General features: G+C 44.6%; 16 protein-coding genes. All 16 read left to right on the forward strand.

Annotation, left to right across the window (positions count from 1 at the left end; genetic code table 11):
- Positions 1–28 precede the first annotated feature (28 nt).
- The 16 genes from ilvA to LIR34_RS11265 all read left to right on the forward strand — a co-directional run bounded on the left by ilvA (position 29) and on the right by LIR34_RS11265 (position 17,542).
- A complete protein-coding gene (ilvA, locus tag LIR34_RS11190; RefSeq protein WP_161286054.1) occupies positions 29–1,240 on the forward strand; it encodes a threonine ammonia-lyase in 1,212 nt (403 codons plus the stop codon).
- A gap of 98 nt (positions 1,241–1,338) precedes the next feature.
- On the forward strand, positions 1,339–3,252 hold the full coding sequence (locus tag LIR34_RS11195) for a BMP family ABC transporter substrate-binding protein (protein WP_173902780.1): 1,914 nt from the start codon (positions 1,339–1,341) through the stop codon (positions 3,250–3,252).
- A 16-nt stretch (positions 3,253–3,268) separates the two neighbouring features.
- Positions 3,269–3,889 (forward strand): metallophosphoesterase family protein, encoded by a 621-nt coding sequence (locus tag LIR34_RS11200; RefSeq protein ID WP_161286108.1) that lies wholly within the window; start codon positions 3,269–3,271, stop codon positions 3,887–3,889.
- A 74-nt stretch (positions 3,890–3,963) separates the two neighbouring features.
- Entirely contained in the window at positions 3,964–4,287 is a 324-nt protein-coding gene (ylxM, locus tag LIR34_RS11205; protein WP_161286106.1) for a YlxM family DNA-binding protein, read from the forward strand.
- A 3-nt stretch (positions 4,288–4,290) separates the two neighbouring features.
- Entirely contained in the window at positions 4,291–5,637 is a 1,347-nt protein-coding gene (gene ffh, locus LIR34_RS11210) for a signal recognition particle protein (protein WP_161286105.1), read from the forward strand.
- Positions 5,638–5,691: 54 nt separating this feature from the next.
- Complete coding sequence (gene rpsP, locus LIR34_RS11215) at positions 5,692–5,937, forward strand: 30S ribosomal protein S16 (RefSeq protein ID WP_005424344.1); 246 nt, start codon at positions 5,692–5,694, stop codon at positions 5,935–5,937.
- Positions 5,938–5,998: 61 nt separating this feature from the next.
- Positions 5,999–6,229, forward strand: a complete 231-nt coding sequence (locus LIR34_RS11220; protein ID WP_005424345.1) for a KH domain-containing protein — start codon at positions 5,999–6,001, stop codon at positions 6,227–6,229.
- Positions 6,230–6,287: 58 nt separating this feature from the next.
- On the forward strand, positions 6,288–6,794 hold the full coding sequence (gene rimM / locus LIR34_RS11225) for a ribosome maturation factor RimM (RefSeq protein ID WP_173902779.1): 507 nt from the start codon (positions 6,288–6,290) through the stop codon (positions 6,792–6,794).
- Entirely contained in the window at positions 6,795–7,559 is a 765-nt protein-coding gene (trmD, locus tag LIR34_RS11230; protein ID WP_173902778.1) for a tRNA (guanosine(37)-N1)-methyltransferase TrmD, read from the forward strand.
- Positions 7,560–7,570: 11 nt separating this feature from the next.
- Entirely contained in the window at positions 7,571–8,596 is a 1,026-nt protein-coding gene (queA, locus tag LIR34_RS11235) for a tRNA preQ1(34) S-adenosylmethionine ribosyltransferase-isomerase QueA (protein ID WP_173902777.1), read from the forward strand.
- 149 nt (positions 8,597–8,745) lie between these two features.
- Entirely contained in the window at positions 8,746–9,327 is a 582-nt protein-coding gene (locus LIR34_RS11240) for a DUF6553 family protein (RefSeq protein WP_173902776.1), read from the forward strand.
- 44 nt (positions 9,328–9,371) lie between these two features.
- Positions 9,372–12,296, forward strand: a complete 2,925-nt coding sequence (locus tag LIR34_RS11245) for an insulinase family protein (RefSeq protein WP_173902775.1) — start codon at positions 9,372–9,374, stop codon at positions 12,294–12,296.
- Between the two features lie 29 nt (positions 12,297–12,325).
- Complete coding sequence (gene era, locus LIR34_RS11250) at positions 12,326–13,234, forward strand: GTPase Era (RefSeq protein ID WP_161286099.1); 909 nt, start codon at positions 12,326–12,328, stop codon at positions 13,232–13,234.
- Between the two features lie 3 nt (positions 13,235–13,237).
- Positions 13,238–13,990, forward strand: a complete 753-nt coding sequence (gene recO, locus LIR34_RS11255) for a DNA repair protein RecO (protein ID WP_173902774.1) — start codon at positions 13,238–13,240, stop codon at positions 13,988–13,990.
- Between the two features lie 78 nt (positions 13,991–14,068).
- Positions 14,069–15,463: a glycine--tRNA ligase gene (locus LIR34_RS11260; RefSeq protein WP_173902773.1), complete on the forward strand. Its 1,395-nt coding sequence runs from the start codon at positions 14,069–14,071 to the stop codon at positions 15,461–15,463.
- An 828-nt stretch (positions 15,464–16,291) separates the two neighbouring features.
- Entirely contained in the window at positions 16,292–17,542 is a 1,251-nt protein-coding gene (locus tag LIR34_RS11265) for a 6-phosphofructokinase (protein ID WP_161286096.1), read from the forward strand.
- Positions 17,543–17,667 lie beyond the last annotated feature (125 nt).

Here is a 17,667-nt window from a genome sequence, read left to right on the forward strand (position 1 = left end):
AAAAGTGATAAAACGAGGAGGAGCAAAGATGCTTACATTAGAGAGCTTTGAAGAGGCAGCAGAGATCGTAAAACAGGTAACACAGGAAACAAAGCTTATTAAGAGTGCATATTTTTCAGAACTGACAGGAAACAAGGTTTTCCTTAAACCAGAGAATATGCAGCGTACCGGCGCATATAAAGTCCGTGGCGCATACTACAAGATCAGCACCCTTTCTGAAGAAGAAAGAGCTAAAGGTCTGATTGCCGCATCCGCAGGAAACCATGCACAGGGTGTCGCCTATGCAGCACACAAGTTTGGTGCAAAGGCAGTCATTGTTATGCCGACGACCACACCTCTTATTAAGGTAGAGCGCACCAAGAGCTACGGCGCAGAAGTCATCCTCAAGGGAGATGTCTATGATGAGGCCTGTGCTTATGCCCTGGAACTGGCAGAAAAAGAAGGATATACCTTTATCCATCCGTTTGACGATCCGGCTGTTGCGACAGGACAGGGAACCATTGCAATGGAAATCGTACAGGAGCTTCCTCTTGTAGATTATATCCTTGTACCGATCGGAGGAGGCGGACTGGCAACAGGTGTTTCCACACTTGCCAAGCTTCTGAACCCGCATATCAAGGTCATCGGTGTAGAGCCTTCCGGAGCAGCCTGCATGAAGGCCTCCATGGAAAAAGGCGAAGTCGTTACTCTTCCTCATGTAAATACGATTGCAGATGGTACTGCGGTACAGACTCCGGGTGAGCATATCTTCCCGTATATCCAGGAAAATCTGGATGATATCATTACGATCGATGATGATGAGCTGATCGTTGCTTTCCTTGATATGGTAGAAAACCACAAGATGATCGTTGAGAACTCCGGACTTCTGACAGTCGCTGCACTCCGTCATCTGAACTTCACAGGCAAGAAAGTCGTATCCATCTTAAGTGGTGGAAATATGGATGTTATCACAATGTCATCCGTTGTACAGCACGGACTGATCCAGAGGGATCGAATCTTTACCGTTTCCGTCCTGATTCCAGACAAGCCGGGTGAACTGGTACGTGTTGCTTCTATCATTGCCGAAAATCAGGGTAATGTTATTAAGCTGGAACACAATCAGTTTATTAGTACTAACCGTAATGAGGCTGTTGAACTTAAGGTAACCCTGGAAGCGTATGGAACAGAGCACAAGAACAAAATCGTTCAGGCTCTGGAAAAAGCCGGATGCAGACCAAAAGTGATTCGGGCAAGTCTGTAATAAAAATACTGTTAAAATATCAGGGGATTCAGACCGGAACGGGTCCGGATCCCCTGTTTTGCGAAAGAGTTAAGATCCACGGAAAGGAGGTCTTTTTTATGGCATATGTATCAGAAGATTATATCAAGGCATACAAAGCAGGAAAAAGGGATTATCAGGCAAGGATGATGAGGGGAGAGATTCCAACGCTGAAGGTTCTGGATGATGTCCTTCCATCAAGAGGCAGATATTCTGAGGTAGAGCTTGGCCTGGTACAGATTCCGATCGAGCAGATCGTGGGAACAAAGACAAGTGGCAGAAGCAGTGCTTTTTCCGGAAACTTCATGCCGATCCTTCGTGAAAATACGGAGTTTGCCTACAAATGGAGTGTGCTGAGCGAGAGTCATCTCAAAGAGGGAATCCGCGATCCGATCAAGGCCTATGAATATATGAACAAATTTTATATAGAAGAAGGAAATAAGCGTGTCAGCGTTCTGAAATATTATGATGCAGTTTCTGTACCGGGATATGTGACAAGAATCCTTCCTGCAAAGACAGATCAGAAAGAAAATAAAATTTATTATGAATTTGTAGATTTCTATGCGCTCTCTCAGATCAATTATGTCTGGTTTTCAAAGCTCGGAAGCTTTGCAAAACTTCAGGAGGCAGTAGGAAAAGGACCGAAAGAACTCTGGTCAGACGATGACAAGCTGAATTTCAGCTCCGTTTATTCCCGCTTTGCAGCTGAATTTGAAGCAGCAGGAGGAAAGAAACTCTCCATCACTACGGGAGATGCGTTCCTGGCTTTTGTGACAGTTTATGGGTACGAGGCACTTTGTGAGAAGACGGTGAGTGAGCTCAAGACACTGGTAGAAAAGAGTTGGGAGGAATTTAAACTGCTCGAACATGACCATGAGATCGATCTGAAAATGAATCCGAACACAGAGAAAAAACCACTTCTGAACCGGCTGCTCCCATTAAGTGCACCGAAACTCAAAATTGCGTTCCTTTATGCCAAGACACCGGGAACATCCGCGTGGACTTATGCACATGAACTGGGAAGACTTCATCTTGAGCAGACCTTCCCGGATGAGGTCACAACAGAGTGTTATGAGAATCTGACTCCGGAGCTCGCAGAAAAAGCAATCTTTGATGCGATCCAGAAGGGCTGCAATCTCATCTTTACAACGACACCGGAGTTTGTCAAAGCCAGCGTACAGGCCGCAATCGCAAATCCTGAGATAAGAATCGTGAACTGTTCGCTGAATACTTCACACCGTTATATCCGTACCTATTATGCACGTATGCATGAGGCAAAATTCCTGATGGGAGCGATTGCCGGAGCAATGGCAGAGAATGGGCAGCTTGCCTATATCGCTGATTATCCGATTTTTGGAACGATCGCAAATATCAATGCGTTTGCTCTGGGTGCCAAGATGGTGAATCCAAGAGCCAAAGTCTATTTGGAATGGTCCACACTTAAGGATGTGGATCTGGGACGTGTCATGGAAAACATCCAGAAAAAGGGTGTGACAGTGGTATCCGGTAAGGACATGGTGATCCCGGAGGAGACTTCCAGATACTTTGGATTGTATCATCTGGAAAACGGGGAACCACATAATATCGCAATGCCTCTGTGGCACTGGGGTAAATTCTACGAACAGCTGATCCGCACGATCATGGATGGAACCTGGAAATATGACGACAATGACGGAACAAAAGCCATCAACTACTGGTGGGGACTCTCGGCAGGAGTTGTAGATGTCATTCACTCCCAGAACCTGCCGATTGGAACAAGAAGGCTGGTACAGCTTCTGAAGGATAATATAACCAGAGGAGAATTTAACCCGTTCTCCGGAATCCTGTATTCACAGGAGGGAATGGTTCAGTCAGATCCAGACAGGACGCTTTCTCCGGAAGAGATTATCAGGATGGACTGGCTGGCAGAGAATGTCATCGGTTCGATCCCGGCGCAGAAAGAATTAACAGAACAGGCAAAACCGGTAACACAGCAGTCCGGCCTTAAGAATTAGAAGGGATATGCAATAGATGAAAATACTTGCCATAGCAGATGAAGAATCCAAGTATCTGTGGGATTATTTCGAAAAAAGCAAACTGGAGGGAATCGATCTTATCATCTCCTGCGGAGATCTGGATCCGCGTTATCTGTCCTTTCTTGCTACATTTACATCGGCTCCGGTCTTCTATGTACATGGAAATCACGATGATAAATACGAAAAGATCCCACCGGAGGGCTGCATCTGCATTGACGACAAACTTGTTGTCTACGAAGGAGTACGAATCCTGGGGCTTGGGGGATCTATGCGTTATAAACCCGGCACCCACCAGTATACAGAATGGGAAATGAACAAAAGGGTATTAAAGCTTTTTCCGAAAATATGGTTTCGCGGAGGGATTGATATCCTTGTGACACATGCACCGGCCTATCAGCTGAATGACGGACGTGATCTTCCGCACCAGGGCTTTAAAGTCTTCCGTCGCCTGATGGAAAAATACCGCCCCAAATATTTCCTCCACGGACACGTTCACATGTCATATGGAAGAAAACACAAGCGTTATGACAAATACGAAGAAACAAATGTGGTCAATGCATTTGACCGCTGCGTATTTGAATTCGAGGCAGAAGAGCCAGAGAAACAGTTCCAGTAATTTCGAAACATCTGTCAAGAAAAAACACTTGACACCCACGCCAAAATACGATATGATACCCAAGGTGGTTACAGATGGAAAGATTTGTGGAACAGACATTGTTATATGATTTTTATGGAGAATTGCTTACGGAACGACAGCAGCAGGTATATGAGAGCGTTGTTCTGGAGGATTATTCCCTCAGTGAGGTAGCAGAGGATCTGGGGATCAGCCGACAGGGTGTCCATGATATGATTAAGCGCTGCAATCACACGCTGGAGGAGTACGAGGCGAAGCTTCATCTGGTAGAGAAATTTCTGAATATCAGAGAGCAGGTTCATCGGATCAAAGAAATTGCGGCCGATTATCAGGCACAGGAGATCACAGAAATTTCCAATGAAATTTTAGAGGAGTTATAACGCATGGCATTTGAAAGCTTGACGGAAAAATTACAAAATGTATTCAAAAAGCTGAGAAGTAAAGGCCGACTTACAGAGGAAGATGTCAAGATCGCCCTGAAAGAAGTCAAGATGGCTCTTCTTGAAGCGGATGTAAACTTTAAGGTTGTAAAGCAGTTCACGAAATCTGTGCAGGAACGTGCGGTCGGACAGGATGTCATGAACGGACTGAATCCGGGACAGATGGTGATCAAGATTGTTAATGATGAGCTTGTAAGCCTTATGGGAAGCGAGACAACAGAGCTTCCACTGAAACCGGGAAACGAGATCACAGTACTGATGATGGCAGGTCTTCAGGGTGCAGGTAAGACAACTACAGTTGCCAAGCTTGCAGGCAAACTTAAATCCAAGGGAAAACGACCGCTTCTGGTTGCATGTGACGTATATCGTCCGGCAGCGATCACACAGCTTCAGGTAAATGGAGAGAAGCAGGGTGTGGAAGTTTTTTCCATGGGAGATAAGCAGAGCCCGGTAGACATTGCGAAGGCGGCAGTTGAGCATGCCAGAGCCAATCAGCAGAATGTAGTTCTTCTTGATACCGCAGGCCGACTTCATGTGGATGAGAACATGATGCAGGAACTTGCAGACATCAAGGCAAATATACAGGTAGATGCGACACTTCTGATCGTAGATGCGATGACAGGTCAGGATGCGGTAAACGTAGCCAAGACTTTCGTTGACAAGGTTGGAATCGATGGAGTTATCCTTACCAAGATGGATGGTGACACCCGAGGCGGTGCAGCACTTTCTATCAAGGCAGTAACCGGAAAGCCGATCCTTTATGTAGGTATGGGAGAGAAGCTTTCAGATCTGGAGCAGTTCTATCCGGAACGTATGGCTTCCAGAATCCTGGGAATGGGAGATGTGATGAGCCTCATTGAGAAAGCAGAGGCGGCACTTGACCAGGATCAGGCGGCAGAGATGCAGAAGAAGCTCAAAAAAATGGATTTTGACTTCAATGACTATCTCACCAGTATGGAACAGATGAACAAGATGGGCGGTATCGGCAGTATCCTCAACATGCTTCCGGGAATTGGCAGTAAGGCCAGGGAACTTGAAGATATGATTGATGAGAAGGCACTGGAGCGTACCAAGGCGATCATCCTTTCCATGACACCGGCAGAGCGGAGCAATCCGGGGATTATGAATGTATCCCGCAAGAACCGTATCGCGAAGGGTGCGGGTGTGGACATCGCAGAAGTCAACCGTCTTGTGAAGCAGTTTGAGCAGAGCAAGAAATTAATGAAACAGATGCCTGGAATGATGGGCGGTAAAATGGGTAAAAGAGGCGGCTTCAAGCTTCCTTTTTAACAGATAAATAAATCAACCAAAACAATAAAAGATATCATAATGGAGGAAACAAAAATGGCAGTTAAAATCAGATTAAGAAGAATGGGACAGAAGAAAGCACCTTTTTATAGAATCGTAGTTGCAGATTCCCGCAGCAAACGTGACGGAAAATGCATCGCTGAGATCGGAACATATGATCCGAACATCGAGCCAAGCGCTTACAAAGTAAACGAAGAAGAAGCTAAAAAATGGCTTGCAGCAGGAGCTCAGCCGACAGACGTTGTAGCAAGAATCTTCAAAGAGGCCGGAATCGAGAAATAAGAGATACGATACGGAAGGTATTTCTTAAGATCCTGTCATAGACAGTACAGGGAGGTATGTAATGAAAGAATTAGTTGAAGTAATTGCAAAATCTCTTGTGGAGCATCCGGATGAGGTGGTAGTCACCGAAAACGAAAAAGAAGATGCAGTTATCATTGAACTGAAAGTGGGCCCTTCTGATATGGGAAAGGTCATCGGAAGACAGGGACGTATTGCCAAGGCAATCCGTACAGTAGTTAAAGCGGCTTCTTCAAAGAGCAGCAAAAAAGTAATTGTAGATATTCTGCAATAAAGAAAGTATTGGAGCTGTGGAAACATAGCTCCTTTTTACATCTTAAAGGGAGTTTTTTATGGAAGATTTATTAAAGGTCGGAGTGATCACCACTACACATGGTGTGAGGGGAGAAGTTAAAGTATATCCTACTACGGATGATGCAGAACGTTTTCTGGATCTGGATTATGTACTGCTGGATACAGGCAGAGAGTATCGAAGACTGGATATCAAAAATGTAAGATTTTTCAAAAACCTTGCCATCCTTAAATTTGATGGTATCGATAATATCAACGATATCGAGAAATATAAGGGGTGTGCTCTCTGGATCCCGCGGGAAGAGGGTCAGGAACTGGGTGAAGATGAGTACTATATCGCGGACCTTCTGGGAATGAAGGTAGTCCTGGAGGATGGAACGGAGTTTGGAACACTTAAGGATGTGATGGAGACGGGAGCGAATGATGTCTATATCATTAATTCCAGGGAACACGGAGAAGTCCTTCTTCCGGCGATCAAAGAGTGTATTCTGAATGTAGATCTGGAAAGCGGTACAATGACCATACATTTGATGAAGGGACTTATATAAATGAATTTTCATGTTTTGACACTTTTTCCGGAAATGATAGAGCAGGGAATGAACACCAGTATCATTGGACGTGCGATCGCGGGAGGATATCTGTCCGTTGATGCAATCAATATCCGTGATTATGCGTTTAATAAGCATCAGAAGGTGGATGATTATCCATACGGCGGCGGTGCCGGAATGCTGATGCAGGCAGAGCCGGTCTATCTTGCATACCAGTCCATCGAGGAAAAAATCGGTTACAGGCCGAGAGTGGTTTATCTCACACCTCAGGGAAGCGTATTTAATCAGACCATGGCCAGAGATTTTGCAAAAGAGCAGGATCTTGTTTTTCTGTGCGGACATTATGAGGGGATTGATGAGCGCGTGCTCGAGGAAGTGGTTACAGATTTTGTTTCTATCGGAGATTATGTGCTTACAGGCGGCGAACTTCCGGCGATGGTCATGATGGATGCTGTCTCAAGAATGGTTCCAGGAGTTCTGAGTAATCAGGAATCGGGAGAGACGGAGTCTTTTGCAGGAAATCTTCTTGAATATCCTCAGTACAGCAGACCGGAAGAATGGCATGGCAAAAAGGTTCCTCCTGTCCTTTTATCAGGACATCATGCCAACATCGAAGCGTGGAGAAGAGAACAGTCTATCCTGCGTACAGCAAAGAACCGGCCGGATCTTCTCAAAAAGGCGGATCTTACCAACAAAGAGTGGAATCAGATCCGCCAGTGGAAGAAACAGTGGAAAGAAGAAAAAGAAAAGAACGATAACCAATAAAAGGAGTAGTTATGAAGACATCAGATTTTTATTATGATCTTCCGAAGGAACTGATCGCACAGGATCCTCTGGAAGACCGCAGTTCTTCCAGGCTTCTTCATCTTTCTATGAAAGACGGATCCATGGAACACAGACATTTTACAGACATTCTGGATTATCTGAAAGAGGGAGACTGTCTGGTCATCAATGACACAAGGGTTATCCCTGCCCGTCTTTACGGACACAAAGAAGAAACCGGTGCACTGATCGAGATCCTGCTTTTGAAACGCCGTGAAAATGATATCTGGGAATGTCTTGTAAAACCGGGCAAGAAGGCAAGACCGGGAGCAAAGATCACATTTGGTGACGGAATCCTTAAGGGTGAGATCATCGATGTTGTAGATGAGGGAAACCGTCTGATCCAGTTCCACTATGATGGAATTTTTGAGGAAATTCTGGATCAGCTTGGAGAAATGCCGCTTCCTCCATATATTACACATAAATTAAAAGACAAGAACCGTTATCAGACCGTATATGCAAAGAATGACGGTTCCGCGGCAGCACCGACAGCAGGACTTCATTTTACAAAAGAGCTTCTGGAGCAGGTGAAGGCGAAGGGCGTCAATATTGCTCATGTGACGCTTCATGTAGGACTTGGAACCTTCCGGCCGGTCAAGGTTGATGATGTGGAACAGCATCATATGCATTCTGAGTTCTATATGGTAGAGGAAGACCAGGCGAAGCTCATCAATGACACAAAGAAGCAGGGCGGCAGGGTGATCTCTGTAGGAACGACAAGCTGCCGTACTCTGGAATCTGCGACAGATGAGAATGGAATTCTGTGTGCAGGAAGCGGCTGGACAGAGATTTTTATCTATCCGGGCTACCGCTTTAAAATGATTGACGGACTGATCACAAATTTTCATCTTCCGGAGTCTACGCTTATGATGCTGGTTTCTGCTCTTGCAGGTAAAGAGCATATTATGGCAGCTTATGAAGAGGCTGTACGCCAGAAATACAGATTCTTCTCCTTTGGGGATGCGATGCTTATTCTGTAAACTGGGACTACCCTTTTTTCTCCATCTTTGCTATAATGGGCATATTGGAGGGAAGAGGGTTTTTTATTACTTTATAGAGAATGATTTCGTAATGTTGGTCTTCACCTTCAGAAATCGTGGCAGAATAGAATATCTACAGGAGGGTATATATGGATACACCAATCATTGCACAATATTATAGAGAAAAAGATCCGGCAAAGCGCAGAGAGCTTCTGGAGCAGGCAATCGCACAGGAGGGAAATACCGAGGAAAATCAGGTTCGTAAGGAAGTCTGGGATGCACGTTATGGCATGAAATCTGACCTGGGAGGACGGGCAGACGGTTATCTGAAGTTCTGGATGACCATAGAATTCAACCGTGCTTCTGGAAACAGATTATTTGGTTCCAGGAGTGCACGAAAGAGCCTTCAGAAAGAACTGGATCAGGTAAGCTTCCATGAACTTATACAGAAGAGCGAGCTGCACAGAGAACTCGTCTATCGAGAGTGTGAGCATCTTGTCAAGCTGTATATGGATCTCTGCCAGACAGACAAGAGTTATAATACGATACTTTGCGGACTTGTGACAATGAAGAAGGATGACGTCAAGTCAAAGCTTAAGAATGATATCTATGAAACAACCGTAAAAGTACCCAGAAATCTTGGCATGGAAGAAGAACTGGCTCTGCTCACAAAGGCAGCCCGCAAGGTCTTTGAGGATTATTTCCCGGGCGAGGGCGGACTTCCGGAATAAATCTGGTAAAATAAGAAATACTACATATAAAAACGGAGGCAGCAATGGATTTAAGTAAAGTGACTGCATACAAGGTCATCAAAGAAAAAAAATTAACTGACATCCGTTCTACAGGCTACCTGCTCCGGCATATCAAAACCGGAGCAAGGGTAATGCTCATTGAGAACGATGACGAAAACAAAGTGTTCAATATCGCTTTTCGTACCCCGCCGAAGAACAGCACAGGTGTTGCACATATTCTGGAACACAGTGTGCTCTGCGGATCCAGAGAGTTTCCGCTCAAAGATCCGTTTGTCGAACTGGTCAAAGGCTCTTTGAACACTTTTTTGAATGCCATGACTTATCCGGACAAGACCTGTTATCCGGTGGCAAGCTGTAATGATCAGGATTTTCAGAATCTGATGCATGTTTATCTGGATGCAGTTTTTTATCCGAACATTTATGAGAAAGAAGAAATCTTCCGTCAGGAAGGCTGGAATTATCACCTGGAGAAACCAGAAGGCCCGCTGACCTATAATGGTGTTGTTTATAACGAAATGAAGGGAGCTTTTTCTTCTCCGGATGATGTTCTGGAGCGTGAGATCATGAACTCTCTGTTCCCGGATATCACTTATGGATGCGAGTCCGGCGGAGCTCCTGAGAATATTCCAGATCTTAGCTATGAAGAATTCCTTGATTTCCACAGAACGTATTATCATCCGTCCAACAGCTATATTTACCTGTACGGAAATATGGACATGACAGAGAAACTGGATTTCATCGACAGACATTATCTCTCTGCTTTTGACAGCCTGGATGTGGATTCTGAGATCAGAGAACAGAAGGCGTTTGATGCAATGCAGGATCTGACAAAGGAATATCCGGTTGCAGAGAGTGAGAGTGAGGAGGATAATGCATATCTTTCTTACAATGTTGTTGTGGGAACTGCCATGGACAGTCTTACTGCCATTGCGTTTGAAGTCTTGGATTATGCACTTTTAAGCGCACCGGGGGCACCGCTTAAGAAAGCACTTCTTGATGCGGGAATCGGCAAGGATATTTATGGTGCTTATGAGGATGGAATCCGTCAGCCGTATTTTGATATTATCGCAAAGGGTGCGAATGCAGACAAGAAAGAAGAATTTGTTTCCATTATCCGAGATGTTCTTCAGAAAGTTGCAGAGACAGGAATTGACCGCAAGGCACTGGATGCCGGAATCAACAGTATGGAGTTCCGCTACAGGGAAGCCGATTTTTCTTCCTATCCGAAGGGCCTGATCTATGGTCTTGATATTCTTGGAAACTGGCTGTATGACGATGAGCATCCATTTGCACAGGTAGAACTGATTCCGGTATTTGAGAAACTGAAATCTCTCAAAAACACAGGGTATTTTGAAGAACTGATCCGTAAATATCTTCTTGACAATCCACATGGCTCGGTACTGACCCTGATGCCGTCCAGAGGACTTGCCGCAAGAAAAGCCAAGGCTCTTGAAGAGAAACTGGCCGCTTATCTTGGGGGATGCACCGAAGAAGAAAGACAGGAGATGGTAAAACGAACCAGTGAACTGGAAGCATATCAGGAAGCAGAAGAAGATCCGGAGGCTGCAAAATGTATCCCGATGCTTAAGAGGGAAGATATCCGTAAATCTGCGGATAAATTTTATAATGAAGAACTGGATGTGGATGGAAGTCTTTTCCTGTATCATGAGGTTTCAACAAATGGAATTGCCTATCTGGATCTGATGTTTGACCTCAAGAACCTTGCACCGGATAAAGTTCCATATCTGGGACTCCTTAAATCCGTGCTTGGATATGTAGATACCGCACATTACACTTATGGAGAGCTTTCCAATGAGATCAATGCCGAGACCGGTGGAATTGCCTGCGGCGTTGAAGTTTTTGACCGTGCAGATTCTGTGGATGAATATAGAGCCTTCTTTGGTGTCAAGGGTAAGGTAATGTATCCGAAGATGGATGTGATTTTCCGTATGATCCGTGAGATTCTTAACACATCCGATGTGACAGATACCAGAAGACTTCATGAAATCATTTCGAGAGTCAAATCAAGAGCACAATCCTCTCTTGTAAGTGCAGGACATTCCACAGCAGTGCTCCGTGCAGCTTCCTATGCATCTCCGATGGCAGCTTTTCAGGATGGAATGGCAGGAATCGCATACTATCAGTTTATTGAGAAACTGGACAGGGAATTTGATGACAGAAAGGAAGAGATCATTGAGAACCTCAAGTCTCTGATGGTCGCGATCCTTCGTCCGGAAAATCTCTGTATCAGTTATACAGGAGAGAGAGAGTCCCTTGACAGTGTTCAGAAACAGATCAGGGAATTAAAGAAAACGCTTCATCAGGAAGTGACAGAAAGTTCTTCTTCTGAAATGATCTGCCAGAAGAAAAATGAAGGATTTATGACTTCCGGACAGGTACAGTATGTGGCACAGGCAGGAAACTTCCGCAAAAAAGGCTACGACTATACAGGTGCACTTAATATTCTCAAGGTTGCCTTAAGCTATGATTATCTCTGGATCAATATCCGTGTCAAAGGCGGTGCTTACGGATGTATGAGCGGATTTAAATACAGTGGCGAGAGCTTCTTTGTGTCCTACCGTGATCCGCATCTGAAACGTACCTTTGATGTTTTTGCCGGAATTCCGGATTATGTACGTGGTTTCCAGGCAGATGAAAGAGAAATGACAAAATACATCATTGGAACTATCAGTGGAAAGGATGTACCGAAGACTCCGCAGATGAAAGGAAGCATTTCCAAAGCAGCATGGTTCTGCGGTCTGACAGAAGAGATGGTGGAGAAAGAACGTGATGAGATCCTGAATGCACAGGCTGAGGATATTCAGGCACTGGCTCCGCTGATCGAGGCGATCTTGTCTGATGAAGAAATCTGTGTTGTAGGAAGTGAACCAGAAGTACAGAAAGAAAAAGAACTCTTCATGAATATCAGTCCGCTGATCAACGGCTGAAACGGAGAGGATTTTACAGGAGTGAAAGAATGAAAGATAATTTTAAATCCGGATTTGCAGCGATCATCGGACGTCCGAATGTTGGAAAATCAACACTGATGAATCATCTGATCGGACAGAAGATCGCGATCACATCCAAGAAACCGCAGACGACCAGAAACCGTATCCAGACGGTATATACCTGCGAAGACGGGCAGATCGTTTTTCTGGATACTCCGGGTATTCACAAGGCGAAGAATAAACTGGGCGAATACATGGTCCAGGTAGCGGAGAGGACACTCAAAGATGTAGATGTGATCCTTTGGCTGGTAGAGCCTACCACTTTTATCGGTGCAGGAGAGCGTCACATTGCAGACCAGCTTAAAGGACTTCATGTTCCGGTTATCCTTATTATCAACAAGGTCGATACCGTGGATAAGGATGAGATCCTGAAGGCGATCGATACGTACCGTAAGCTTTATGATTTTGACGAGATCATTCCGTGTTCTGCACTTCGAAACCAGAATACAGAGGATATTATTCCATGTATTTTGAAATATCTGCCATATGGACCGATGTTCTACGATGAGGATACGGTAACAGACCAGCCACAGAGACAGATTGCAGCGGAGATCATCCGTGAGAAGGCGCTTCATGCATTGGATGCAGAGATTCCGCATGGTATCGCGGTCGCAATTGACTCTATGAAAGAACGTCCCGGCAAAAGGAATCTGGTTGATATTGAAGCGACGATCATCTGTGAGAGGGATTCCCACAAGGGCATTATCATTGGAAAGCAGGGTGCCATGCTCAAAAAAATCGGCAGTAACGCCCGCTATGAGCTGGAGAGAATGCTGGATGCCAGGGTTAATCTGAAAATCTGGGTCAAGGTTCGTAAGGACTGGCGTGACAGTGACTTTATGATCAAAAACTTCGGCTATAACAAGAAGGAAATCTGATAAATGAGTGATTTGATCACCGTGCAGGGAGTTGTGATCTCTGCGATGCCGATTGGCGAATATGACAAAAGAATTGTTCTGCTGACCAGAGAGAGGGGAAAGATTTCGGTTTTTGCCAAGGGGGCAAGACGACCGAACAGTCCGTTTCTGGCAGCAGCAGATCCTTTTGTTTTCGGAACCTTTACTTTGTTTGAAGGAAGAAGCAGTTATAATCTGAATCAGGTGTCAGTATCCCACCATTTTGTGGAACTGGCAGCAATGCAGCCGGGAGTTTATTATGGGTATTATTTCCTGGAATTGGCGGATTATTTCGGGCGGGAAGGGACTGACGAGAGGGAGATGATGAATCTTCTGTATGTTACGGTCAGAGCTCTTCTGAATCCTAAGATGGATAATCGTCTGATCCGCTGTATTTATGAACTGCGGACGATGACAGAGCAGGGGCTTTGCCCGGAACTGTTTCAATGTGCGTTGTGTGCAAGAGAGGCAATCCCGGAAGGCCAGACTTTCTTTTCACAGGAGCTTCATGGGATTTTGTGTGCCAAATGTGCATCCGGGCAGAAGGGAAATCTTCGGATTTCACCTTCGGCACTTTATGCGATGCGTTTTATTGCCACAGCCCCGATGGGAAAGCTGTATACCTTTACGGTAAAGGATGAGGTGCTTCTGGAACTGGAGCATATCATACATAGATATACGGCTGCAAATACGGACAAAAGGTTTCGGAGTCTCCAGATTCTGGAGGTTATGAAATAAATGAGTTGAAATATATTTTAAATGCGGTATAATGAGAACACTTAGGTTTTCACTAATTAAACAATGAGGAGAGATATCATGGAAAAAACAATGGAGAAAATTGTTGCTCTGGCAAAGGCCAGAGGATTCGTTTATCCTGGTTCAGAAATTTATGGAGGTCTTGCAAATACCTGGGACTACGGTAACCTTGGCGTTGAACTTAAGAACAACGTAAAACGTGCATGGTGGCAGAAATTTATTCAGGAATCCCCGTACAATGTCGGTGTGGACTGTGCGATCCTGATGAATCCACAGACATGGGTTGCATCCGGTCATCTTGGCGGATTCTCCGATCCTCTGATGGACTGTAAGGAATGTCATGAGCGTTTCCGTGCAGACAAACTGATCGAGGATTTCTGTGCAGAGCATGACATCGCAATTGAGGGAAGTGTAGACGCATGGTCTCAGGAGCAGATGATGGATTTCATCAAGGAGCATGAAGTTCCGTGTCCGTCCTGCGGCAAGCACAACTTCACAGATATCCGTCAGTTCAACCTGATGTTCAAGACATTCCAGGGTGTAACTGAGGATGCCAAGAATACAGTTTATTTAAGACCTGAAACAGCACAGGGTATTTTTGTAAACTTCAAGAATGTACAGAGAACTTCCCGTAAGAAGATTCCGTTTGGTATCGGACAGATCGGTAAATCCTTCCGTAACGAGATCACACCGGGTAACTTCACATTCCGTACCCGTGAGTTCGAGCAGATGGAACTTGAATTCTTCTGCGAGCCGGATACAGACCTTGAGTGGTTTGCATACTGGAAGCAGTTCTGTCTTGACTGGCTGAGTTCTCTTGGTCTTAAGGATGACGAGGTACGTTATCGTGACCACGATAAAGAAGAGTTGAGCTTCTACAGCAAGGCTACTACAGACGTAGAGTTCCTGTTCCCGTTTGGATGGGGCGAACTGTGGGGAATTGCCGACAGAACAGATTATGACCTGACACAGCATCAGAATGTATCCGGACAGGATCTGACATACTTCGATGATGAGAAGAAACAGAAATATATTCCGTATGTTATTGAGCCGTCACTTGGTGCAGACCGTATGGTACTTGCTTTCCTGTGCAGTGCATATGACGAGGAAGTTCTGGATGCAGAGAAGAACGATGTTCGTACCGTACTTCATTTCCATCCGGTTCTGGCTCCGGTTAAGATCGGTGTTCTTCCGCTGTCCAAGAAGCTGAATGAGGGTGCGGAGAAGATCTTCCACCAGCTCAGCAAGAAATATAACTGTGAATTTGATGACCGTGGAAATATCGGTAAACGTTACAGAAGACAGGATGAGATCGGAACTCCATTCTGTATCACTTATGACTTTGAGTCTGAGAATGATGGTGCTGTAACAGTCCGTGACCGTGACACCATGGAGCAGGTTCGTGTGAAGATTGATGAGCTTGAGGCATATTTCGCTGATAAGTTTACATTCTAAGTAAATAAAGAGATATATAAATTCACCCGTATGATATATATGATACCGGCAAACAGGCTTCGGAAATCGTCATTTCTAAGATGTGAATTGCATCGTTAAAACCGTCTGTAAAAATCATAAACTCGCTTCGCTCAAACAGTATGATTTTTACAGACAACACGATTTATTCCCATCTAAGAACTGTCAGATTTCCTGCAGAAGGTTTGCTGTATCATATAATATCTACGGGTGTTTTGCGTTTTTTATGTAATTACTTAGATGGCAGACGACTCAGCGAAGCTATGCCGGGGGTGACGCTGGCCGCGGCGGCTTCGTCCGCCGCCAATCCACCGAAATCTATGTTGCATCAGAAACAGGAAATATATGTGTTGAGGATTCTGCGAGCCTGAGATACTTCGTAAATATACTTAACAGATAGAAATATACGTTGCCGTGAGAAATGACATTGTTTGAGCGTAAGCGAGTTATGTCATTTCTCATGGCGTTTTTAGTATATTGATAGCTGTTCTAGTATATTAGAAGTCTCTCACATGAGGAGAATACCAACACATATATAGCCTGTTTCGTGAAGTAAGCATAAGAGAGAAAATCTCCAACACATATATAGCCTGTTTCATGAAGTGAAGATGAGTGAAGTGAATATAAATGGGCAGAATTACAAGTTATATTCCGAGATATTTTGTTAAATATAAACATAATTTCTATAAATATAGATATTTACGAAATTTAAACAATACATATTGCACAAAATAACTTGACTAATCAAATAACTTTTGGTAATATTATACATTATATGTAATGCATAAATGCACAAAAGGAGATGACAGCATGGCAAAAAAACGCAATATCATCGTAGGACAGTCCGGAGGTCCTACATCAGTAATCAATTCCAGTCTGGCAGGAGTATACAAGAACGCCATTGAGAGAGGCTTCGACAAAGTATACGGAATGCTGCACGGAATACAGGGACTTCTGGATGAGCAGTATATTGATCTTTCCACACAGATCCACTCAGAACTGGATATCGAACTCCTCAAGAGAACACCATCCGCTTTTCTGGGATCCTGCCGTTTTAAACTTCCTGAAATCCATGAAGATAAGACTATTTATGAGAGAATCTTTGATATACTGAACCGTCTTGACATTGATGCGTTTATCTATATTGGCGGAAACGATTCCATGGACACGATCAAGAAACTTTCTGACTATGCGATCCTGACAGGACAGACACAGAAATTCCTTGGTGTGCCGAAGACAATCGATAACGACCTGGCACTGACCGACCATACACCTGGATTCGGAAGCGCAGCCAAATACATCGGAGCCTCTACCAAAGAAGTGATCCGCGACGCACAGGGACTTACCTACAAGAAGAGCATGATCACAATCATGGAGATCATGGGACGAAACGCAGGATGGCTTACAGGCGCGACTGCACTTGCCAGAACAGAAGACTGCGACGGACCAGATCTTATCTACCTCCCGGAAGTACCATTTGATATTGACAAATTCCTTGTCAAAGTCAAAGAACTCCTTAAGAAGAAATCTTCCGTAGTGATCGCAGTTTCCGAAGGTATCCGCCTTGCTGACGGCCGTTATGTCTGCGAACTCGGAAGCTCAGGAGATTATGTGGACGCATTCGGACACAAACAGCTTGCAGGAACAGCAACTTATCTTGCGAACTTCCTTGCAGCAGAGTGCGGCTGCAAGACAAGAGCCGTAGAACTTTCCACTCTTCAGAGAAGCGCTTCACATATGGCATCCCGCGTGGATATCGATGAAGCATTTATGGTAGGTGGTGCAGCCGTTAAGGCAGCTGATGAAGGCGATACCGGCAAGATGATCGTAATCGACCGTGTTTCCGATGACCCGTATATGGCTAAGACTGGAATCTACGATGTACACAGAATCGCTAATGAGGAGAAGGTTGTTCCGAGAAGCTGGATGAATAAGGATGCTACCTATGTAACCAAAGATTTTGTAGATTACATCAGCCCGCTGATCCAGGGAGATTACCAGCCGATCATGGTAAATGGTCTTCCTAGACATCTTGTACTCAACCTCAAAAAGAAACGCTAAAACAGAATCAGTGATAAAGGGAAAGTTTTTTACATATTATGACAAAAACTTTCCCCTTTTTTGACAGTTTAACCTTGACTAATTGTATTAAAGTCTATACAATAATTATGTGCGTAAAACATAGT

This window comes from Blautia sp. MSK17_66 (assembly GCF_020538025.1).
Lineage (GTDB): Bacteria > Bacillota > Clostridia > Lachnospirales > Lachnospiraceae > Blautia_A.